This window comes from Streptomyces sp. BI87, assembly GCF_025957665.1.
GTDB lineage: Bacteria > Actinomycetota > Actinomycetes > Streptomycetales > Streptomycetaceae > Streptomyces > Streptomyces albidoflavus.
The window spans coordinates 4,367,406-4,387,566 of the sequence record NZ_CP110079.1 but is presented as its reverse complement, the minus strand read 5'-3'; the positions used below and the strand labels follow the sequence as shown (position 1 = coordinate 4,387,566).

Here is a 20,161-nt window from a genome sequence, read left to right as displayed (position 1 = left end):
CTCACATCGGGAGAATCTTCACCCGGTCCAGGAACCGGAAGAAGAGCGGTTCGGCGAAGGGGTCCGCCGGGGCGGTGAAGGTGTCGAGCAGCGGCCGGTACGCCGCCTCGTGCCCGGCCTCGGCGGCCCAGGCCACGGCCCGGTCGGCGGCGTCGGGCGGCTCCAGGAAGTAGTCCTCGACGGCGAGGCCGTCGGCGGCCAGCCGCTGGGCCATCGCGTCCCGGGCGAGGCAGGCGGTCCACCCGCCGCTCTCCGGCCCGGCCGCCTCGATGACGACGCAGGCGCTGTCCATGACGTAGCCGAAGAGGGCGGGGTGGCCGGTCTCCTCGGCGAGGGTGTTCATGCTGCCGATGTCGGTGGGGCCGCCCTGGGTGGGGCACTCCCAGATCTGCCAGTCGTCGGTCCGGTGCTCCAGCAGGGTCAGCGCTCCGCCGACCGGCCGCAGGGCCGCCAGTGTGTCGAGCGGTGCGGCGCTCCTGGCCACGACGTAATAGCCCCAGTACCCCATAACCGTGCTCCCCCGCGCTCGTGTGCGTGACTCCACCGGCAGGGACGCCGCTCGGGTGCCCGAACGTTCCCGGCCGGGGGCCTGCGGCGACTTCAGCACATCAGGGGCCGCGCGCGCCACCGAAAGCCCGCATCCCGTCGGGCGGAGGGATGCGGGCCGCGCGGGCGCGCGCCGGGCTCAGACCTTCTCGGGCGCCGGAGCGTCCGGGACCTCCGGGACGGGCCCGGGCGCCGCCGGGGGCCAGGGCTGGTGGGCGCGGGCGTTCTGGCGCCCGGTCAGCGCCAGCACGAAGAGGACGGCGATGACCGCGTGCACGACGCTGAACAGCTCGGAGTAGGCGACGTACCGGTAGGCGCGGGCGATCTCGTCCACTTCCTCGGCACGGTCCAGCTGGCGGGCGACGAACTGGCTGACGGCGTTGTCGAGGAGGAAGGCGCCCCACCAGAGGTTGAGCAGCAGCGGGCCGCGCCGGTCGGCCGGCGAAACGGAGGCGTACCAGGTCTCGGAGGCGATCCGGCGCGGGAACCACAGGCTGACCACCGGCACGAACCAGCCACCGATCGCCCAGCCGCGCAGCATGGTGTGCCCGTACGGGTCGAAGACCTCGGCGTTGACCCGGGTCCGGCGGAACCACACGAGGAAGACCACGACGCTGGAGAGGTACACGAGCGACCAGAAGTACGTGGCGTACGCGGAGAACCGCTCGGCCACCGTCCAGTCGTCCTCGACGGACCAGTCTCCGCCCGCCGCCTGGTCCGCGAAGCCCGCCATCACCAGGTCCAGCACGGCGGCGACCAGGTCGGTGAGACCGACCAGCGCGAACAGCCCGGCGGTCGCCCAGCCGAGGGCGACCGGCGAGCGGAGCACGGCGGTGCCGGAGACCGGGACCCGCCTGCGGCCGCCGAGGTGCGTACGGCCGTCGAGCCGTTCGGCGGCCTCGCACAGTTCGCAGCGCACCGAGTCCGGCCGGGCCTCGGCGGTGCGGCACCTGACACAGAGCATGACGAAGGAACCCCCCACGGGTGGAGCCGTGCGCCCGCGCCCCTCCCCCGAGGCGTGCGGCCGCGCACAGCGGAAAGCCCCGTCCGTGCGCGGTCATCCGGCGGCGGACGGGGCGTTGACCAGCGAAGAGTAAGGCAGCGGCGCCGCCTCCGGAAGCTTCTTTTCCGGTACGCGGGTGGGCCGCCGGGTCACTCCTCCGTCGTCACCTTGTCGGCGAGCTGGCGGAACTCGGTCCAGCTCCGCTCCGGCTTGCCGCTGTGCCACACCTTCTCGGCCAGGGCGGCGAGCGGCATCCGGATGCCCTCGGCGATCTCGTCGGTGGTCTGGGCGCCCGCGATGTCGCCCCAGACGGCGAAGCGGGCGCCGAGGATCTGGTCGTTCCAGCGGCCGGCGACCGGCTCGGAGCCGCGCAGCACCAGCGGGGTCCACTCGCGGTAGATCCGCTCGCCGGTGGGATAGGTGAAGGTCTGGGGCTCGCCGAGCACGTAGTAGAGGTACTCGTCGTTCATGTTGATCACCTTGAACCCCTCCTCCAGGTACTGGAGGGGCGGGCGGGCGCCGATCTCCTTGCCGGTCCAGTACTCGACCTCCAGGCCCTTCGGCGGCTCGACCTGGGTGTCGGCGAAGAGGCCGTCGTTCCAGACCTTGAGGGTGCGGTCGAAGGGGCGCATGGTGGCGGCCCGGTCGGCGACCCAGCTGGTGGCGAGGTCTTCGACGCGGGCGTTCTGCCCGTGCTTCTCGCGGGCGGCGCGGGCCAGCTGGGGGTAGGACTGCTCGGGGTTCTGCGCCATCAGGGCCGGGTACTCGTCGGCGCCGAGGTGCCAGTAGCCGCCCTTGAAGAGCTCCGCGTACTCCTTCAGCAGGTCGTCGACGATGCGGGCGGAGTCCGGGTTGGCGATGTCGATGGCGCCGCGCGGGGTGTCGCCGCCCGCGGCGCGGAGCTGGAGGTCCGGGTGGGCCTTGATGACGGCGCCGAGGTGGCCCGGGGAGTCGATCTCGGGGATGACGGTGATGTGCCGCTCGGCGGCGACCTTGAGCAGGCGGCGGACCTGGTCCTTGGTGAGGTGGTCGTCCGAGACGATCTCGGGGTGGCTCTCGGACTCGATCCGGAACGCCTGGTCGTCGGAGAAGTGGAGCGAGAGCTGGTTGTACTTGAGGTCGCCCAGCTCGCGTATCCGGTCCTCGATCCAGTCGACCGGGTAGGGCTTGCGGGCGATGTCCAGCATGAAGCCCCGCTGCGGCTTGGCCGGGGCGTCCTTGATCACGCCCTCGGGCGCGCTCGACCCGGTGCGCAGCGCCTGCTTGAGGGTGCGGGTGCCGTAGAAGACGCCGGCCTGGTCGGGCGCGGTGATCCGGACCTGGCCGTCGGCGACCCGCAGCTCGTACGACTGGGGGCCGCCGGGGGTGTCGCCCTCCACGTCGAGGCGGACGTCGCCGCGCTCGGGCTCGGCCTCGCCGCCGTAGTCGACGTTCAGCTCGCGGGCGAGCAGCCGGCCCTCGTCGGCCAGCTGCCCGTCGGCGACGACGACTCTGCTGCCCTCCCCCGGCTTCCACCCGGGTCCACGCGCCGCCTCGTGCTCGCGCACCGAGGGGACGGTGGCGGGCTCCTTCGACACCGGGTACGAGGAAGGGTCGCGGACCGGCGCCTCGGCGGAGCCGCCGTCCGGGGTGGAGCCGTCGGGGGCCCGGTCCTCGTGCGGCCAGAACGCGACGGCCAGCGCGGCGGCCCCGGCGACGACCACCGCGGCGATGCCCGCGAGGTACCGGGCCCGCCCGCCGGACGGCTTGCGGTGGCCGCGCGGCCGGGCCGGGGTCGAGCCACCACCGGGCGCGTGGGGGCCGTCGGGGTCCTGCGGTTCGCGCGGGCGGTCGGCGTCCATGGAGGCTCCGTACGTCGTAGGGGCTGGCGGATCTGGGGAGGGGGAGTGCGGGTTCGGGGGCGGGGGTTGGTCCGTCCGGGTGAACGGGGTGCGGTGGGGGCGGGTCACCCGTCCGGTGGAGCGGGTGGGGGCGCGGGGAGCGCGAGGGACACGCCCGGGCGCCGCCGGCGGCGGGAAATCGCTCGGTCGGGGGTGTCAGCGCAGCGTGCGGGCGTCCACGAAACGTCTCGAAACTCTCCCGTTCGGATGAAATTCGCGCATGCGTCGGACTCTTTCCGTCATCCCTCGCTAGCGTGGCGGCGCTGTCCCCGCCCCCGTACGAGGAGCGCACGCTGCCCGCAGAACGAGGCCGGAGCACCCACGCCCCGGCCGTACCCGGCTACCCCACGGTGCCGCCCGGACTCGCCCGGCTCAACTCGGACCCGGCCGACCGGGCCGTCGCCGCGCTCCTGACCTGCTGCGCCAGCCCGGCCTGGGCGAAGCGGCTGGCGGTCCACCGCCCGTACCCGGACGTCGCGGCCCTGCTCGCCGCGAGCGACGAGGCGCTCTACGATCTGCCGCCCGGCGACCGCCGCGAGGCGCTGACCGGCGAGGCCGACCGCTCCGCCGCCCCGCCGAGCGGCTACTCGGCGGCGGACACCGCGCTGGCCCACGCCCAGACGGCGTACGCGGCGAAGTTCCGCTTCCCCTTCGTCGTCTGCCTGGACGGGGCGAGCGCGGCGCACGCCCTGAACCAGCGGCTGACCGCGATCCACACCCGCCTCGACCACGACGAGGAGGCCGAGCTGGCGCTGGCCACCGAGGAGCTGCGGCGCCTGGTCCGGGGGCGGCTGGCCCGCCGGGCGGCGGGCGCGGCCCGGCCGGCGGCCTCGCTCCCCGCCCCCGGCAGGCACGGCCCTGACCGCCCGTACGGGTCGCCAGAAGACGCCGTATGCCCGGAATCGCGGGATTCGGGGCGTCCTGATAGCCCGTACGTGCCAGTTTGATCACACCGAAGGCCCCGGCGCGAGGGAACCGACAACACGTCGCTACGATGTCCAGGGCCGGTGGACCGTACCCGGCCGGGCCAAGACCGACCTAGGAAGCCGGCAGGCCCCAAATCCTTTCCCCGGAGGGTTCTTCCGTGCCGGCTGGAACGCTGTACCGCGGCCGGGAAGGAATGTGGTCCTGGGTGGCTCATCGAGTCACCGGCGTCCTCATTTTCTTCTTCCTGTTCGTACACGTGCTGGACACCGCTCTCGTCCGCGTCTCTCCCGAGGCGTACGACGAGGTCGTTGCCACCTACAAGACGCCCATCGTCGCCCTGCTGGAGTACGGCCTCGTCGCCGCCGTGCTCTTCCACGCGCTCAACGGCCTGCGGGTGATCGCCGTCGACTTCTGGTCGAAGGGCGCCCGCTACCAGAAGCAGATGCTGTGGTCCGTGGTGGGAGTGTGGCTCGTTCTGATGGTCGGGGCCCTGTACCCCGTCCTCGGCCACGCCGTACGCGAAGTGTTCGGGAGCTGACGCTGATGTTCACTGAGACCAACGCCGCCGTCGGCCCCGTCGAGGGCGCTTCCCTCTACGACGTCGACCACCCCGCGCCGATCATCGAGCCGCCCCGCCAGCGCACCCGCAAGACGCCCAAGTCGACCCGCGGCAACTTCGAACTGGCCGCGTGGCTCTTCATGCGCCTGTCCGGTGTCGTCCTCGTCGTCCTGGTCATCGGCCACCTGCTGATCCAGCTCGTGCTGGACGGCGGCGTCTCCAAGATCGGCTTCGCCTTCGTGGCCGGCCGCTGGGCGTCCCCGTTCTGGCAGGTCTGGGACCTGGCCATGCTCTGGCTGGCGATGCTGCACGGCTCCAACGGCCTGCGCACCGTCATCAACGACTACGCCGAGCGCGCCAACACCCGACTGTGGCTGAAGGGCCTGCTCTACACGGCCACGGTGTTCACCATTCTGCTGGGCACGCTGGTGATCTTCACCTTCGACCCGAACATCCGCTAGGCACGGGGCTGAGGCAACCGACATGAAGATCCACAAGTACGACACCGTCATCGTCGGCGCCGGCGGCGCCGGCATGCGCGCCGCCATCGAGGCGACGAAGCGCAGCCGCACCGCCGTGCTGACCAAGCTCTACCCGACCCGCTCCCACACCGGCGCGGCCCAGGGCGGCATGGCCGCCGCCCTCGCCAACGTCGAGGACGACAACTGGGAGTGGCACACCTTCGACACGGTCAAGGGCGGTGACTACCTGGTCGACCAGGACGCCGCCGAGATCCTGGCGAAGGAGGCCATCGACGCGGTCCTGGACCTCGAGAAGATGGGCCTGCCGTTCAACCGGACGCCCGAGGGCCGGATCGACCAGCGCCGCTTCGGCGGTCACACCCGCAGCCACGGCGAGGCCCCGGTCCGCCGCGCGTGCTACGCGGCCGACCGCACCGGCCACATGATCCTCCAGACGCTGTACCAGAACTGCGTCAAGGAGGGCGTGGAGTTCTTCAACGAGTTCTACGTCCTGGACCAGCTCATCACCGAGGTCGACGGGGTCAAGAAGTCCGCCGGCGTCGTCGCCTACGAGCTGGCCACCGGCGAGATCCACGTCTTCCAGGCCAAGTCGGTCGTCTACGCCTCCGGCGGCACCGGCAAGTTCTTCAAGGTGACGTCGAACGCGCACACGCTGACCGGTGACGGCCAGGCCGCCTGCTTCCGCCGGGGCCTGCCGCTGGAGGACATGGAGTTCTTCCAGTTCCACCCGACCGGCATCTGGCGCATGGGCATCCTCCTGACCGAGGGCGCCCGCGGTGAGGGCGGCATCCTCCGCAACAAGGACGGCGAGCGCTTCATGGAGAAGTACGCGCCCGTCATGAAGGACCTCGCCTCGCGTGACGTCGTCTCGCGCTCCATCTACACGGAGATCCGCGAGGGCCGTGGCTGCGGCCCCGAGGGCGACCACGTCTTCCTCGACCTCACCCACCTGCCGCCGGAGCAGCTGGACGCGAAGCTCCCGGACATCACCGAGTTCGCGCGCACCTACCTCGGCATCGAGCCCTACACGGACCCGATCCCGATCCAGCCCACCGCGCACTACGCCATGGGCGGCATCCCCACCAACGTCCAGGGTGAGGTCCTCGCGGACAACACCACGGTCGTCCCGGGCCTGTACGCCGCCGGTGAGGTCGCCTGCGTCTCGGTGCACGGCGCCAACCGCCTCGGTACCAACTCGCTGCTCGACATCAACGTCTTCGGGCGTCGCGCGGGCATCGCCGCCGCCGAGTACTCCCACAGCAACGACTACGTGGAGCTGCCGGAGAACCCGGCCGCCCAGGTGGTCGAGATGGTGGAGCGGCTGCGGGACTCCAACGGCACGGAGCGCGTCACCGAACTGCGCACCGAGCTCCAGGAGACGATGGACGCCAACGTCATGGTCTTCCGCACCGAGCAGACCATCAAGACGGCCGTCGACAAGATCGCCGAGCTGCGCGCCCGGTACAAGAACGTCTCCGTCCAGGACAAGGGCCGCCGCTTCAACACGGACCTGCTGGAGGCCATCGAGCTGGGCAACCTGCTCGACCTGGCCGAGGTCATGGCGCAGTCGGCCCTCGCCCGCAAGGAGTCGCGCGGCGGTCACTACCGCGAGGACTTCCCCAACCGCGACGACGTCAACTTCATGCGCCACACCATGGCGTACCGCGAGGTCGGCGACGACGGCCAGGAGTCGATCCGGCTCGACTACAAGCCGGTCGTCCAGACCCGCTACCAGCCGATGGAGCGTAAGTACTGATGGCTACCCCCGTACTCGACAAGCCGGTCCAGGACGCCACCGCGTCCCACCTGATCACGATCACGCTGCGCGTGCGCCGGTTCCTGCCCGAGGTCTCCGACGAGGTCACCTGGGAGGACTTCGTCCTGGAGATCGACCCCAAGGAGCGGGTCCTCGACGCGCTCCACAAGGTCAAGTGGGAGATGGACGGGACCCTGACGTTCCGCCGCTCCTGCGCCCACGGCATCTGCGGCTCCGACGCCATGCGCATCAACGGCCGCAACCGCCTCGCGTGCAAGACGCTGATCAAGGACATCAACCCGGAGAAGCCCATCACGGTCGAGCCCATCAAGGGTCTCGCGGTCCTCAAGGACCTCGTGGTGGACATGGAGCCGTTCTTCCAGGCGTACCGGGACGTCATGCCGTTCCTGGTCACCAAGGGGAACGAGCCGACCCGGGAGCGCCTGCAGTCGGCCGAGGACCGCGAGCGGTTCGACGACACCACCAAGTGCATCCTGTGCGCCGCGTGCACCTCGTCGTGCCCGGTCTTCTGGAACGACGGCCAGTACTTCGGTCCGGCCGCCATCGTCAACGCCCACCGCTTCATCTTCGACTCGCGTGACGAGGCCGGCGAGCAGCGGCTGGAGATCCTCAACGACAAGGACGGCGTGTGGCGCTGCCGCACCACGTTCAACTGCACGGACGCCTGCCCGCGCGGTATCGAGGTCACCAAGGCAATCGCCGAGGTCAAGAAGGCGCTCATCACGCGCCGCTACTGAGCCTCCCTCAGGGACCCGCTCAGAGCCCTGCTCAGGCCCGAAGGCCCCGTTCCCGGTACGTCCGGGGGCGGGGCCTTCGGCATGCCCGGGGCAGCTTTCTTGAACATGTTCAAAAAGAGGTCTACTGTCACGCGTGACAGCTTTTTGAACACGTTCAAGAAGGGTGGGGCACATGGACCTCACAGTGGTCTCGTACGCCGTCTACCTGGTCGTCAGCATCGCCCTGACGATCTGGGTGGCCCGGACGCTGAGCCGCAACGGCCGCCTCTTCATCGCCGACGTCCTGCACGGCGACGAGCGGCTGGCCGACGCCGTCAACCACCTCCTGGTGGTCGGCTTCTACCTCGTCAACCTCGGCTTCGTCGCCCTCTACCTGCGCGGTGGCGACGACATCGCCTCCACCGCCGCCCTCTTCGAGGAACTCTCCGCCAAGCTCGGCGTGGTCCTGCTGGTCCTCGGCGTCCTCCACCTGGGCAACGTCTGGGTCCTCTCCAAAATCCGCCGCCGCGGCATCCGCGACCAGGAGACCCACCCGCCGGTCACCCCCGACGCCCACCTCACCGCCGGCCCGTTCGCCGCCCCGGCCAAGGGCTGACCCCGGTGCCCGCCACCCACCGGCCCGTACGGCGGCTGACCGTGCTGTACGACGCCGGGTGCCCGCTCTGCACCCAGCTGCGCGGCTGGCTGGAGCGCCGCCGCCAGCTCGTCCCGCTCGACCTGGTCCCGGCCGGGTCCGAGCGGGCCAGGGAGCTGCTGCCGGGCCTGGACCACGCGGCCACCCTGGACGAGATCACCGTGGTGGGCGACGGCGGCCAGGTCTTCCGGGGGACGGCGGCCTGGATCACCGTCCTGTGGGCCCTGGACGGCTACCGCGCCCTCGCCCACCGCCTCGCCACCACCACCTCCGGCGCCCTCCTGGCCCGGGGCGCGGTCCTGGCCGCCGCCCGCCTGCGGGAGACCACCCGGCAGTGGGGCGGGACCAGTTACCCGGCCACGGACGGATGGCGGTACGACCCCCGTACGGGCTGGGTCTTCGAGCCCCCGGGGTGCGACACGACCTGCCCGGCGGACGGCTAGGCTCGGACGCGTGGCAGGCAAGAAGACCAGCGAGGAACACGACGGGGCGAGCGCGCGGGGGGCGGCCGCCCCGTCGGCACGGGCGGGTACGGCGGCCCCGGCGGCCAAGGAGCCGGACGGCCGGACCGCCAAGAGCGAGCAGACCCGCACCCTGATCCTGGAGACGGCCCTGCGCCTCTTCCAGGAGCGCGGCTTCGACAAGACCACGATGCGCGCCATCGCCCGCGAGGCCGGCGTCTCCACCGGCAACACGTACTACTACTTCGCCTCCAAGGAACACCTGGTCCAGGGCTTCTACGACCGCATCGCCGACGAACACCGGGCGGCCGTGGCCCCGGTCCTCGCGCGCGAGACGGGCCTGGAGGAGCGCTTCGCCGGGGTCCTCACCGCCTGGCTCGACATCGCGGCCCCATACCACGAGTTCGCCGCCCAGTTCTTCAAGAACGCCGCCGACCCCGCCAGCCCCCTGAGCCCCTTCTCCACCGACTCCTCCCCCGCCCGCGACGCCGCCATCGCCATCCAACGCGAGGTCCTCACCGGCTCCCGCGCCAAGCCCCCCGCCGAACTGGCCACCCTCCTCCCCGAACTGATGTGGCTGGCCCAGATGGGCCTCGTCCTCTACTGGGTCTTCGACTCCTCCCCGGACACGGAACGCACCCGCAGGCTCGCGGTGCGGGGGGCGCGGCTGACGGCCCGGGGGGTGAGCTTGTCGCGGTTCCGGGTGCTACGGCCGCTGGTGCGGGAGGTGCACGAACTGCTGATGGACTTCCTGCCGGGGGCGAGCGAGACGCTCAGCGCCAGGGAACGACGGAAGGCGGGCGGGGAAGCTGCGCCCGATCCCACGGACACACCACAGCGGAACGAAACCTCCCCCTCTGCCGGGCACTGAGCACCGGTCCCGGTGAAGGCGGGGATGGGCGCCTTGGGAAACCCCGCGATGGTCGCGCTTCCCAGCCCTAGTTCAGCGAGGAACCGGGGCATCACCGATCAGGGCGTAGGTGAAAGCGAGGCGCCGGTCGAGCCATTCGGCGCGGATGTCCACGGTGCCGCCTCGGGAATCCATGACCTTCTCCTGGCCCGCGTGCCACACCAGCTTTCGTTCGGCCATGTCTTCGCCGTCGCCACCCGCCAGCGCGTCGAATGCCTGCCCGGCGAAGGAACCGATCTTGCCGACGGGACCCGCGGTGTGGAGCCGGAGGCGTCATGGTGCGACCGTCGCCAGCGCCCACACCGTCTTCCCGTACCGCCCCCGGTCGCGGACGCCCCACGCCTCCGCGACGGCCGTGACCACCGTGCGGGCGTGGCCGGGGAGGAGGGTGTCGGGGGGTGTGGTGGGGGACGGGACGCCGGGGGACTGGTCGGGGTCGGGGGTGGGGAGGACGGCCTCGTCGGGGATGCCGTCGGAGACCTCGACGAGGCAGGAGCCGTGGGCGAGGACGGTGACGGCGACCTCGAAGTCGGGTTCGTCGCGGGGGCCGTGGAGGACGGTGTCGGCGGCGAGTTCGGAGACCAGCAGGACGGTCTCCTCGCGTATCGCGCTCCGTGGCGGGTGTCCCCAACTGGCCAGATGGCCCCCGGTCCGGTGCCTGGCCTCACCCACCGAAGCGGGGTGCCGGGGCAGCCGGAACGCCTTGCGTCTCAGCACAACCGACTCCGTCATCCCCACAGTGCACACACTTCTCTCACATGACGCAACGTCAAAGGAGGAAGAAGAACGCCGCGGGCCGCCCACGGATCACTCCGGAGCGGCCCGGCGGGTGGTGGCCCGCTGTTTCGGCGGGCAGCGGGCGGAAAAAGGCGCCCACGGCCCGCCGAGGGGGTCGGAAGGGTCAGCTCCGCTTGGCGGCGAGCTGGACGATCGTGATGTCGGAGGGGGCGCCGACCCGTACCGGCGGGCCCCAGGCGCCCGCACCCCGGGAGACGTAGAGCTGGGTGTCGCCGTATCGCTCCAGGCCCTCGACGGTCGGGTTGGCGAGGCCGGCGATGAGGTTGCCGGGCCAGAGCTGGCCGCCGTGGGTGTGGCCGGAGAGCTGGAGATCGACGCCGTGCTCGACCGCCTCGTCGATGACGATCGGCTGGTGGGCGAGGAGGACGCTGGCCCGGGAGCGGTCCCGGTCGCCGAGGGCGCGGACGAAGTCGGGGCCCTGGCCGTAGCTCTCGCCCGCCACGTCGTTGACCCCGGCGAGGTCGAAGCCGGCCTTCTCCACGCGGGCGTTCTCCAGCGGGCGCAGCCCCAGCTCGCGGACGTGGTCGACCCACTCGGCGGCGCCGGAGAAGTACTCGTGGTTGCCGGTGACGAAGTAGCTGCCGTCGCGGGCCCGCAGCTGGGCGAGGGGTTCGGCGGCGTGGCCCAGCTCCGCCACGCTGCCGTCGACCAGGTCGCCGACGACGGCGATGAGGTCGGGCTGGGCGGAGTTGACCGTGTCGACGATGCGCTGGGTGTGCCCCCGGCCGAGTATCGGCCCGAGGTGGACATCGCTGACGACGGCGATGCGGTAGCCGTGGGCGGCGCGCGGCAGCTTGGCCAGCGGCACCGTGACGTGCTTGAGCCTGGGTCCGCGCAGTACGCCGTACGTTCCGGCGCCGACCGTGCCGAGGGCGACGGCGGCGGCCGTCCCGCCGACGATCCGGGAGACGAAGAGGCGGCGGGAGGGGGTGGGGCGGGGCTTCGGGTCCGGGTCGCCGGGCGGCAGGGTGCCGGCGGGCGGGGCCGGGGGCGCCGGGGCGGCCGGAGCGGTCGCGGTGGCCGGCTCGGCGACGGCGCAGCCGCCGGTGGCGGTGCCGGTAGCGGTGCCGGCGCCCGTACCCGTACCCGTGGAGTCCACCGGAGCCGAGGGCTCGGCGGGGTCGGCGGGCTCGGCCGGGGTCGCCGGGCCGGCCTCACGTCCCCGCTCCCCCGGTGCCCGCATGCGCAGCAGCAGCGGGCGGACCAGCTCGCCGGCGAGGAGGGCCAGGAGGAGGTAGAGGAAGACGGCGGCCCAGAGGTAGCCGGGCCAGGCCACGATCTGCTTGACCAGGAACGGCAGGCCGGAGCGGCCGGTGGCGAAGGCGCCGACGAAGAGCACCGGGCCGAGGACGAAGAGCGCCGTGGCGACGTGGCGCACGGGCGAGCCGGGCCGGGTGGTGTCCCGGACCATGCGGCGCCAGACGTACCAGTGCAGGGCCACCAGCGAGGCCAGGACGGCGCAGGCGACGACGACGAAGAGGGGGTTCATGGCGCTCGTTCGGTCCTCGGGTCAGGGGGTGGGGCCGGGCGGGGCGGGGCTGGTGGCGGGGGCGGGGTTCTTCTCACGGCGCAGGGCGCGCAGACCGCGCAACCCGACGATCCCCACGGCCGTCCCCAGAAGGAAGGACGTCACGGCGAGCAGCAGGTGGACCCAGAAGTAGGCGGTGGGGTCCCCGGCGGCGTCGAAGGCGAGCCCGCTCGCGTCGTTCCAGAGATTCTTGACGAAGGTGACCCAGATGAACCAGCTCCACACCCCGAAGGCGAGCAGGAACCAGGAGACCGGGCGGCTGAGCTTCATACGCCCAGTATCGCGGCCCGGCTCCACCGCCCCGCGCCGGGGTCGGGAGCCGGTGGCAGGCGTTCCGCTCGGGGCGGCGGGCAGTCGGCCGACCGGGGCGCAGACAGCATCCGCCCGTACCTGTACGTTCTCGATCGTGCCTGCCTTGCGAAAGACCACCGTGCTGGTCGCCTCCACCGTCTTGCTGACTCTTTCCGCCGCGTTCCCGGCAGTTGCCGCCGAGAAGCCGGACGACGACAAGGCGAAGCCGCCGGGGAAGATGTCGGAGATCGGCGGCGCGCGGCTGGGGCAGGCCGGTACGCAGGTGAACGCCGGGCCGGGGGTGCCCAAGCTCCCGAAGAAGCTCACCGGGCGGTCCTGGATCGTCGCGGACGCGGAGAGCGGGGACGTCCTCGCCGCGCACAACGCGCACTGGAGGCTTCCCCCGGCCTCCACGATGAAGATGCTCTTCGCCGACACCGTGCTGCCCAAGCTCCCCAAGGACGAGGAGCACCTGGTCACCGACGAGGAGCTGGCCGGTGTGGGCGCGGGCTCCAGCCTGGTCGGGGTCAAGGAGGACCAGACGTACACCGTCCACGACCTGTGGCTCGGCGTCTTCCTCTCCTCGGGCAACGACGCCGTGCACGTGCTGTCCGCGATGAACGACGGCATCGACAAGACGGTCGCCGACATGAACGCGCACGCCGAGGAGCTCCAGGCGCTCGACACCCATGTGGTCAGCCCGGACGGCTACGACGCCAAGGGCCAGCTCTCCAGCGCGTACGACCTGACGCTGATCGCCCGGTCGGGGATGCAGAAGAAGGACTTCCGGGAGTACTGCGCGACGGTGAGCGCGGAGTTCCCGGGCGAGAAGAAGAAGGGCAAGAAGCGCGAGCACTTCGGCATCCAGAACACCAACCGCCTGCTCACCGGCGCGTACGGCATGGAGCGGTACGAGGGCATCGCGGGGGTGAAGAACGGCAACACCACCAACGCCGGGGCCACCTTCACCGGTGTGGCCGAGCGGGACGGCCGGGTGCTGCTGGTCACCGTGATGAACCCGGACGGCAAGGAGAGCAACGCCGTCTACCAGGAGACGGCCCGCCTCTTCGACTGGGGCTTCGAGGCGGCGGAGAAGGCCGAGCCGGTCGGCACCCTGGTGCCGCCGGTCAGCGCCGTACCGGCCACCGGTGCCTCGGGCGCGCCGAAGGACGAGGGTGCGGCGGGCGGGGCCCCGGCTCCGGCGGCCGGCGGCGAGGCGCAGGCGGCCGCCTCCGGCGGCTCGGACGGGGTCGGCACGGCGCTGGCGGTGGCGGGCGGCTCGCTGGTGCTGCTCGGCGGCGCGGTGTACGTGGTCAACCGGCGCCGCCCGCTGCCCGGGCAGGGGACGGGCAGCCGGCGCCGCTGAGGAGCCGGGCTACCGCTGGAAGGGCTCGCGCCGGGGAGTCTCCCCGGCCGGGCGGGCCCGGGTGGCGCCGCCTTCCGGGTCCGTGGCCCCACCGGTGCCGTCGCCGTCGTCCGCGTCCGCCTCCCGGGCCCCGCCCTCCTCCAGCGGGGTCGCCGTCCAGGCCGCGCAGACGAGGACGAGTTTGGCGGTGAAGTTGATCCACAGGAGCAGGGCGATGGGGACGCCGAAGGCGCCGTACATGCTCTTGGCGGCGACCCCGCTGATGTAGCCGCCGAGCAGCAGCTTGAGGAGTTCGAAGCCGACCGCGCCGAGCAGGGCCGCGCCGAGCAGGGCGCGGCGCCGGGGGTGGACGGCGGGGAGCAGCGTGAGGACGTAGAGCAGGACGAGGAAGCCGGCCAGGACGGCGAGGGCGAAGGCGGCGGCCCGGAGCAGGACGGTGCCGATGCCGGTCTCGGCGAGGCCGATCTGCCGGGCGATCCAGCCGAGCGCGCTGCCGCCGGCCGTGGAGGCGACCAGCGAGACGATCCCGGCGGCGCCGAGGCCGAGCAGCACGAGCACGTCCTTGGCCTTGCGCGCGACCGGGTTGCCCTCCAGGTCGGGGAGTTCCCAGACGGCGCGCAGGCAGTCGCGGACGGAGCCGACCCAGCCGACGCCGGTGAAGAGGAGCAGGGCGCCGGCGATGAGGGAGACCGTGCCGGCGTTGTCGACCAGGGAGGCGATGTCGAGCTGGTCGGAGATGCCGGGGACCTGCTCGGCCAGCTGGTCCTGGAGTTCGCGCTGCCGCTCCTTGGAGAGGGTGGAGGCGGCGACGGCGGCGACCAGGGTGAGCAGCGGGAAGAGCGCGAGAAAGCTGAGGTACGTCATCGCGGCGGCCAGCTGCGACCACTTGGTGCGGTCCAGCGTCTCGTAGGTGCGCCACAGGTGGGTGTGCATGAACCGGGTCATCCACGGCCCGACCACCGGAAGCTTCGTCAGCCAGTCCACTCGCTCCGCCTACCCGCTGGGGACACGGCCATGACCGGCCGCACACCCCCACAATTACGGCATGAGCGGAGACAATTCAATGAATGGACCATCCCAGTGAAACTCGGGATGTTCCGGCATGAACAGCACCGATCCGGGCGATACGGTCGCGGGCATGGCTGTCGACACCACCGTTCCGCTCACCGGCCGGGGCCGCGGCGCCCCCACCGCCGCGCGCCTGCTGCGACCGCGCAGCTACGAGGAGGCGGCCGAGGCCGTCCGCGACTGCGGGCATCGCGGCGCCATCGCCCGGGGCCGGGGCAGGGCCCCCGGGGACACCGCCAGGGACACCGGGGGCGACGTCCTCGACATGTCCGCGCTCGACCGGGTGCACGCCATCGACGCGGCCGGCGGGACCGTCCTGTGCGACGCCGGGATCACCCTGCACCGGCTGGCCGAACTGGTGCTGCCGCTGGGCTGGTTCGTGCCCGTGCCGCCGGGGGCGGAGCAGGTCACGGTGGGCGGCGCGGTCGGCGCCGACCTGCACGGCCCCAACCACCACCGCGCCGGCTCCTTCGCCCGCCACCTGCTCGCCTTCGAACTCCTCACCGCCGACGGCGCGGTGCACGTCGTGGACCGGGGTACGCCGCTCTTCGACGCGACCACCGGCGGGCTCGGCCTGACCGGCGTGGTCCTCACCGCCACCCTCCAGCTCCAGCCGGTGGCCACCTCCCTGCTGCTGACCGGCTCGGCCCGCGCCACCGACCTGGACGACCTGATGGCCCGGCTCTGCGACGCCGACCTCCGCCACACCTACGCGAGCGCCCGCGTCGACCTGCTGGCCCGGGGCGCCGCCACCGGCCGGGGCACCGTCCTCCACGCCGACCACGCCCCGCCTGAGGCGCTCCCGGCCCGCCTCGCCCGCCGCCCGCTGGCCGCCCGCCCCCAGCTGCCGGCCCCGCCGCAGCTCCCGCCCGGCCTCGTCCCCCAGCTGAGCCCGGACCGGCCGCTGGGCCGCCGGGCGCTGGGCCTCCTCCACGACCTGCGGCACCGGGCGGCACCGCGCCGCCGTGCCGGGACCCTGCGCGGCCTGGCCACCGCCCTGCCCGTGCTGGACGGCGGGCACGCGCTGGGCCGGGGCGAGGGCTCGGTGGCGTACCGGTGCGCGGTCGGGCACGGCTGTGAGGACGTGCTGCGGCACCTGGTGCGGCGGGTCGCGGAGCAGGGGTACGCCACCCGGCCGGGGCTGCTGAAGCGGTTCGGGGAGGGGTCGCCGGGGTGGCTCTCCTTCCCGGCGCGCGGCTGGGGCCTGTCGCTGGAACTCCCGGCCCGAGCACCGGGGTTGACCGCCCTCCTCGACGAGCTGGACGAGGAGGTGGCGGCGGCCGGAGGCCGGGTCTGCCTGGCCCGGGACAGCCGGGTCCGGCCGGAGCTGCTGGAGGCGATGTACCCGCTGCTCGACGACTTCCGGGAGCTGCGGGCGGCTGTGGACCCCGGCTCCGTCTTCACCTCCGACCTCGCCCGGCGGCTCGGCCTGTGAACCGGCCGGCGGGACACCCGCGAAGGAGCGGCATGCCCAAGGACGCCTCCGGTCCGCCCCGGTCCCTGCTGGTCCTCGGCGGCACCTCGGCCATCGGCCTGGCCACCGCACGCCGCCTCATCGCGCGCGGGGCACGGCTGGTGCACCTGGCGGGGCGCCCCTCCCCCGCGCTGGAGAAGGCGGCCGGCGAACTCACGGCACTGGGCGCGGAGGTCCGTACGGTGCCCTTCGACGCGCTCGTCCCCGAGTCCCACCAGGCCTCGCTGGGACCGGTGTTCGCCGCCGGGGACGTGGACCTGGTGCTGCTGGCCTTCGGCATCGCCGGCGACCAGGCGCGGGACGAGTCCCGCCCGCTGGACGCGGTCCGGGTGGCGCAGACCAACTACACGGGCGCGGTCGGCGCCGGACTGCTCTGCGGCGCCGCGCTCCAGGAGCAGGGCCACGGCACGCTGGTGGTCCTCTCCTCGGCCGCCGGGGTACGGGCCCGCCGCACCGACTTCATCTACGGCTCGTCCAAGGCGGGCCTGGACGCCTTCGCGCAGGGGCTGGGCGACGCCCTGTACGGCACGGGCGTCCGGGTCATGGTGGTCCGCCCCGGTACGGTCCTCGACCCGGGCACGCCGCGCGGCGACGCCCGCCTGACCACCACCCCCGGCCAGGTGGCCGCCGCGATCGAACTGGGCCTGCGCCGCGGCTCGGAGACCGTCTGGGTCCCCGGGGGTCTGCGCCTGGTCATGTCGGCCGTGCGCGGGCTGCCCCGGCCGCTGTTCCGGCGGCTGGTGGTCTGAGCGGAAAGGTGCCCGGGTGGCTCCCCATGGGGGAGGGAGCCGCCCGGGCCAGGGGTGTCGGACGACCGGGGTCAGCGGACCTCGGCGACGGCCTCGGCGAGGCCGTTGGCCCAGAGCTGCTCGACGCGGGAGCGCTCGGCGGCGTCGGGCTGGGCGTTGGTGCAGGACGGGCCGGGGCCGCCGCCGGACATCAGCTGGCTGCACGGGCCGGAGTAGGTGTCGGGCAGGCCGAGCACGTGGCCGGTCTCGTGGGTGGTCACCCGGGTGGAGTTGTACTGCTGGTTCTGGGCGTAGTCGAGGAAGATGTAACCCCGGCCGTGGCCGTCGGTGCTGGCGTACGAGCCGCGCGGGTCGTTGCCCTCGCGGTACGTGAAGTCGGCGTTGGAGCCCTCCTGGAGGCGGACGTTGGAGACCGCGCCGTTCCAGATCGAGGTGGAGCTGGCGATCTGCGAGCGGAAGGTGGGGGCGGCCGAGGCGTCGTAGGTGACGGTGACGGCGAGCGCGCCCGGGTTGGCGGCGCGCTTCTCGGCGACCGCCTTCATGACCGCCTCCTGGAAGGCGCGGGTGGCGGCGGCGTTCTCGGTGGACGCCTCGTAGGCGGCGACCGAGCGCGGGGTCGAGGTCTCGGCGGCGGCCGAGGCGGGGGCGACCGAGCCGAGGGCGGCGGCGACGGCGAGGCCGAGCCCGGCGAGGGCGGAGGCGGTCCGGGTCATACGCATGTGGGGGTCTCCTGACTGTCCGCGGCACGGGCGGAGTGGGGTCCGCCGCGTACCGGACCGAGGAGTTCGGTCCGGGAACGAGTCTGGAGCGCACCGAGGTCGGGCACATGATGCCAACCTGCGATAACCCGGTCTTATATTCCTGGCCAAGCCCCGTACGCTTCCGCATGGTTGAGGGCTTTTGGCGTGCTTGGGGCCACTGGCGGGGCGGGCGGGGCGCTTCTAGCCTCGGTCCATGGAGCTCGAGGTGCGTCACCTTCGCGCGCTCTGCGCCATCGCCGACACCGGGAGCGTGCGTCGCGCCGCGCGCGAACTCGGCGTGAGCCAGCCCGCGCTGACCACGCAACTGCGCCGCATCGAGCAGAGCCTCGGCGCCGAACTCTTCCACCGGGGCCGCGACGGCTGCCGCCCCACCCTGCTGGGCCGCACCGTGCTCTCCCGGGCCCGCACCGTGGTCGACTCGATGGCGGTCCTGGTCGAGGAGGCCCGCGCCGAGGCGGCCGCCCTCGGCCGGCCCGGGCCCCGGCTGCGGGTCGGCTCGACCGCGAGCCGGATCGTCGGCGACTGGCTGCGCCGGCTGCGGGGGCGGATGCCGGAGACCGACATCACCCTCCAGGTCGACGTCTCGGCCACCGTGCTGCTCCGCTCGCTGCGCGCCGGGCGGCTGGACCTCGCCTTCGTCCACGAGGTGGAGGGCAGTCCGCTGCGCGTCCCGGACGGCCTGGTGCAGCACACCCTGCTGGAGCGCGAGCCCCAGTTCATCTCGTTGGCCCCCGACCATCCGGCGGCCGCCCGCCCGGTGGTGGACCTCGCCGACCTCGCCCACGACCGGTGGATGGTCGACCCCTCGGTCGACGGCGAGTGGGACGGCGTACGCCGGGTGCTGGCCGCCGCCGGGATCGACCCGCCGGTGCTGCACGGCGACTACCTGACCACCGCCTCCCTGGTGGCGCTCGGCGAGGCCGTCGCCCCCTGCCAGCCCACCTCGGGCCCGCGCGACGACATGGTCATCCGCCCGCTCCGCGACGACCCGCTCGCCGTCCGCCTCCTCCTGGTCACCCCGCCGCGCTGCCCGGCCGCCGGTCCCGCCTACGAGGAGCTGACCGCCGCCTACCGCGCGGCGGCGCTCCGGGCGGGCCCGTACCGCGAATGGCTGGAGGGCGCGCCGGAACGGCCGGGGGCCCTGCTCGGCAGCTGACCCCGGCCAGGCGTACGCCCGTTCAGTACCCGCGCCCGATCCGTACCGCCAGTTCCGGCGCCTCCCCCGCCCGGAGCGCCTCCCAGCAGGCGCGGAAGTCGGCGGTGATGTCGGTGCCGGCGGTGATCCCGGCCGAGTGGGAGGTGAGGGTGGTGCGCGGCAGTTCCCAGACGGGGTGGTCGGGGGCCGGGGGTTCGTCGGTGAGCACGTCGAGGACGGCGGTACGGACGTGGCCGGCGGCCAGGGCGCGGCCGAGGGCGGGGAGGCTGACGGTGGCGCCCCGGCCGACGTTGAGGAAGGTGGCGCCGCGCAGGGCGGAGAGCCGGGGGCCGGCGAAGAAGTCCCGGGTGGCGTCGGTCAGCGGCAGCGCGTCCACCACGAACCGGGCGCGGCCCAGCCACGGCCCGTCCTCCTCGGCGGTGATCCGCTCGTCGAAGGGGCCGCCCGGCGCGTGCTCGGCGCGTCCCACGCCCACGGTGTGCACCCCGGCGGCGCCCAGCGCGCTCGCCACGGCGGTGCCGATGTGCCCGGTGCCGTAGACCAACGCGGTCTGCCCTGCGGCCAGTTCGGAGGGTTCGCGGCGCCAGGCGCGGGCCGCGGTGCGGGCCAGGTGGCCGGGGACGCCCTGGCAGTCGGCGAGGACCCAGGCCAGCGCGTACTGGCCGATGCGCTCGCCCATCCGGCCCACGGTGCGGGTCAGCAGCACCCCGGCGGGCCAGCCCCCGTCGAGCAGCCCGTCGACCCCGGCGTTGACGCTGTGGAACCAGCGGACCCGGGGGTCGCCGCGCAGCGCGGGCGGCAGGGTGGCGCCGACCAGGACGAGCGGGGCGTCCTGCGCCCCGCCGGCCGCCCCGCTCAGCCGCCCTTCGGCGTCGTAGCCGAGCACCGGGCGGCCGGTGAGCGCGGTCAGCTCCTCGGCGACGGCCGGGGCGGTGCCGGGCCCCACGGCGAGGGCGGCCCGGTCGAGCAGGCCGGCGGGAAGAGGGATGGAGGACATGGGCGGCTCCTCTGCGCGGGATCGGGTCCGTGCGGGGATCGTCGCATCCGGAGGCGG

22 protein-coding genes are annotated in these 20,161 nt (G+C 73.3%); 12 read left to right on the top strand and 10 right to left on the bottom strand.

The genetic code is table 11. The annotated features are described in order from the left end of the window. Position 1: 1 nt before the first annotated feature. The 3 genes from OIM89_RS19575 to OIM89_RS19565 form a co-directional block, all read right to left on the bottom strand. Positions 2–508, bottom strand: a complete 507-nt coding sequence (locus tag OIM89_RS19575; protein ID WP_151169310.1) for a hypothetical protein — start codon at positions 506–508, stop codon at positions 2–4. Between the two features lie 177 nt (positions 509–685). After that, positions 686–1,528, bottom strand: coding sequence for a DUF4328 domain-containing protein (locus tag OIM89_RS19570; protein WP_052230960.1), 843 nt, complete (start codon positions 1,526–1,528; stop codon positions 686–688). Between the two features lie 170 nt (positions 1,529–1,698). Beyond that, positions 1,699–3,390 (bottom strand): beta-N-acetylhexosaminidase, encoded by a 1,692-nt coding sequence (locus OIM89_RS19565; RefSeq protein ID WP_037665458.1) that lies wholly within the window; start codon positions 3,388–3,390, stop codon positions 1,699–1,701. 293 nt (positions 3,391–3,683) lie between these two features. Between OIM89_RS19565 and OIM89_RS19560 the strand changes: the two genes are divergently transcribed. The 8 genes from OIM89_RS19560 to OIM89_RS19525 all read left to right on the top strand — a co-directional run bounded on the left by OIM89_RS19560 (position 3,684) and on the right by OIM89_RS19525 (position 9,877). Continuing rightward, a complete protein-coding gene (locus OIM89_RS19560; protein WP_030700163.1) occupies positions 3,684–4,376 on the top strand; it encodes a 2-oxo-4-hydroxy-4-carboxy-5-ureidoimidazoline decarboxylase in 693 nt (230 codons plus the stop codon). Between the two features lie 137 nt (positions 4,377–4,513). Beyond that, entirely contained in the window at positions 4,514–4,894 is a 381-nt protein-coding gene (gene sdhC, locus OIM89_RS19555) for a succinate dehydrogenase, cytochrome b556 subunit (RefSeq protein WP_003948436.1), read from the top strand. A gap of 5 nt (positions 4,895–4,899) precedes the next feature. Beyond that, positions 4,900–5,376, top strand: a complete 477-nt coding sequence (locus tag OIM89_RS19550; protein WP_264491474.1) for a succinate dehydrogenase hydrophobic membrane anchor subunit — start codon at positions 4,900–4,902, stop codon at positions 5,374–5,376. 22 nt (positions 5,377–5,398) lie between these two features. Continuing rightward, positions 5,399–7,153: a succinate dehydrogenase flavoprotein subunit gene (gene sdhA / locus OIM89_RS19545; protein ID WP_030700165.1), complete on the top strand. Its 1,755-nt coding sequence runs from the start codon at positions 5,399–5,401 to the stop codon at positions 7,151–7,153. Continuing rightward, complete coding sequence (locus tag OIM89_RS19540) at positions 7,153–7,911, top strand: succinate dehydrogenase iron-sulfur subunit (RefSeq protein WP_023419107.1); 759 nt, start codon at positions 7,153–7,155, stop codon at positions 7,909–7,911. The genes sdhA and OIM89_RS19540 overlap by 1 nt, the downstream gene beginning before the upstream one ends. Before the next feature lie 172 nt (positions 7,912–8,083). Continuing rightward, positions 8,084–8,506 carry a hypothetical protein gene (locus tag OIM89_RS19535; protein WP_151169308.1) on the top strand — a complete coding sequence of 141 codons (423 nt, stop codon included), beginning with the start codon at positions 8,084–8,086 and terminating at the stop codon, positions 8,504–8,506. A 5-nt stretch (positions 8,507–8,511) separates the two neighbouring features. Continuing rightward, positions 8,512–8,988, top strand: coding sequence for a thiol-disulfide oxidoreductase DCC family protein (locus OIM89_RS19530; protein ID WP_030700167.1), 477 nt, complete (start codon positions 8,512–8,514; stop codon positions 8,986–8,988). A gap of 10 nt (positions 8,989–8,998) precedes the next feature. Further along, entirely contained in the window at positions 8,999–9,877 is an 879-nt protein-coding gene (locus OIM89_RS19525; protein WP_191835054.1) for a TetR/AcrR family transcriptional regulator, read from the top strand. 72 nt (positions 9,878–9,949) lie between these two features. Here the strand turns inward: OIM89_RS19525 and OIM89_RS19520 are convergent, their stop codons facing one another. The 4 genes from OIM89_RS19520 to OIM89_RS19505 form a co-directional block, all read right to left on the bottom strand. Continuing rightward, positions 9,950–10,096: a hypothetical protein gene (locus OIM89_RS19520; RefSeq protein WP_175459114.1), complete on the bottom strand. Its 147-nt coding sequence runs from the start codon at positions 10,094–10,096 to the stop codon at positions 9,950–9,952. Between the two features lie 93 nt (positions 10,097–10,189). Beyond that, complete coding sequence (locus tag OIM89_RS19515; RefSeq protein WP_223124280.1) at positions 10,190–10,648, bottom strand: ATP-binding protein; 459 nt, start codon at positions 10,646–10,648, stop codon at positions 10,190–10,192. A gap of 169 nt (positions 10,649–10,817) precedes the next feature. After that, complete coding sequence (locus tag OIM89_RS19510) at positions 10,818–12,203, bottom strand: metallophosphoesterase (protein ID WP_047464779.1); 1,386 nt, start codon at positions 12,201–12,203, stop codon at positions 10,818–10,820. A 21-nt stretch (positions 12,204–12,224) separates the two neighbouring features. Continuing rightward, complete coding sequence (locus OIM89_RS19505) at positions 12,225–12,512, bottom strand: SCO4848 family membrane protein (protein ID WP_030699731.1); 288 nt, start codon at positions 12,510–12,512, stop codon at positions 12,225–12,227. A gap of 136 nt (positions 12,513–12,648) precedes the next feature. Here OIM89_RS19505 and OIM89_RS19500 point away from each other — a divergent pair, with 136 nt between their 5' ends. Then, the gene (locus tag OIM89_RS19500) at positions 12,649–13,899 is read left to right on the top strand and encodes a D-alanyl-D-alanine carboxypeptidase family protein (protein ID WP_030699730.1); all 1,251 of its coding nucleotides are present in this window, start codon (positions 12,649–12,651) and stop codon (positions 13,897–13,899) included. A gap of 9 nt (positions 13,900–13,908) precedes the next feature. Here OIM89_RS19500 and OIM89_RS19495 read toward each other — a convergent pair whose 3' ends face one another. Then, positions 13,909–14,883, bottom strand: coding sequence for a YihY/virulence factor BrkB family protein (locus tag OIM89_RS19495; protein WP_030699729.1), 975 nt, complete (start codon positions 14,881–14,883; stop codon positions 13,909–13,911). Between the two features lie 154 nt (positions 14,884–15,037). Here OIM89_RS19495 and OIM89_RS19490 point away from each other — a divergent pair, with 154 nt between their 5' ends. Both OIM89_RS19490 and OIM89_RS19485 read left to right on the top strand, forming a co-directional pair. Beyond that, positions 15,038–16,402 (top strand): FAD-binding oxidoreductase, encoded by a 1,365-nt coding sequence (locus OIM89_RS19490; RefSeq protein ID WP_030699728.1) that lies wholly within the window; start codon positions 15,038–15,040, stop codon positions 16,400–16,402. 32 nt (positions 16,403–16,434) lie between these two features. Further along, positions 16,435–17,190 carry an SDR family NAD(P)-dependent oxidoreductase gene (locus OIM89_RS19485; protein ID WP_030699727.1) on the top strand — a complete coding sequence of 252 codons (756 nt, stop codon included), beginning with the start codon at positions 16,435–16,437 and terminating at the stop codon, positions 17,188–17,190. A gap of 71 nt (positions 17,191–17,261) precedes the next feature. On the opposite strand, the gene snpA is transcribed toward OIM89_RS19485, so the two are convergent. Further along, the gene (snpA, locus tag OIM89_RS19480) at positions 17,262–17,909 is read right to left on the bottom strand and encodes a snapalysin (protein ID WP_047464773.1); all 648 of its coding nucleotides are present in this window, start codon (positions 17,907–17,909) and stop codon (positions 17,262–17,264) included. Between the two features lie 235 nt (positions 17,910–18,144). On the opposite strand from snpA, the gene OIM89_RS19475 reads away from it, so the two are divergent. After that, positions 18,145–19,107 carry a LysR family transcriptional regulator gene (locus OIM89_RS19475; protein WP_030699725.1) on the top strand — a complete coding sequence of 321 codons (963 nt, stop codon included), beginning with the start codon at positions 18,145–18,147 and terminating at the stop codon, positions 19,105–19,107. A 22-nt stretch (positions 19,108–19,129) separates the two neighbouring features. Here the strand turns inward: OIM89_RS19475 and OIM89_RS19470 are convergent, their stop codons facing one another. Next, positions 19,130–20,104, bottom strand: coding sequence for an NAD(P)-dependent oxidoreductase (locus OIM89_RS19470; RefSeq protein ID WP_030699724.1), 975 nt, complete (start codon positions 20,102–20,104; stop codon positions 19,130–19,132). Positions 20,105–20,161 lie beyond the last annotated feature (57 nt).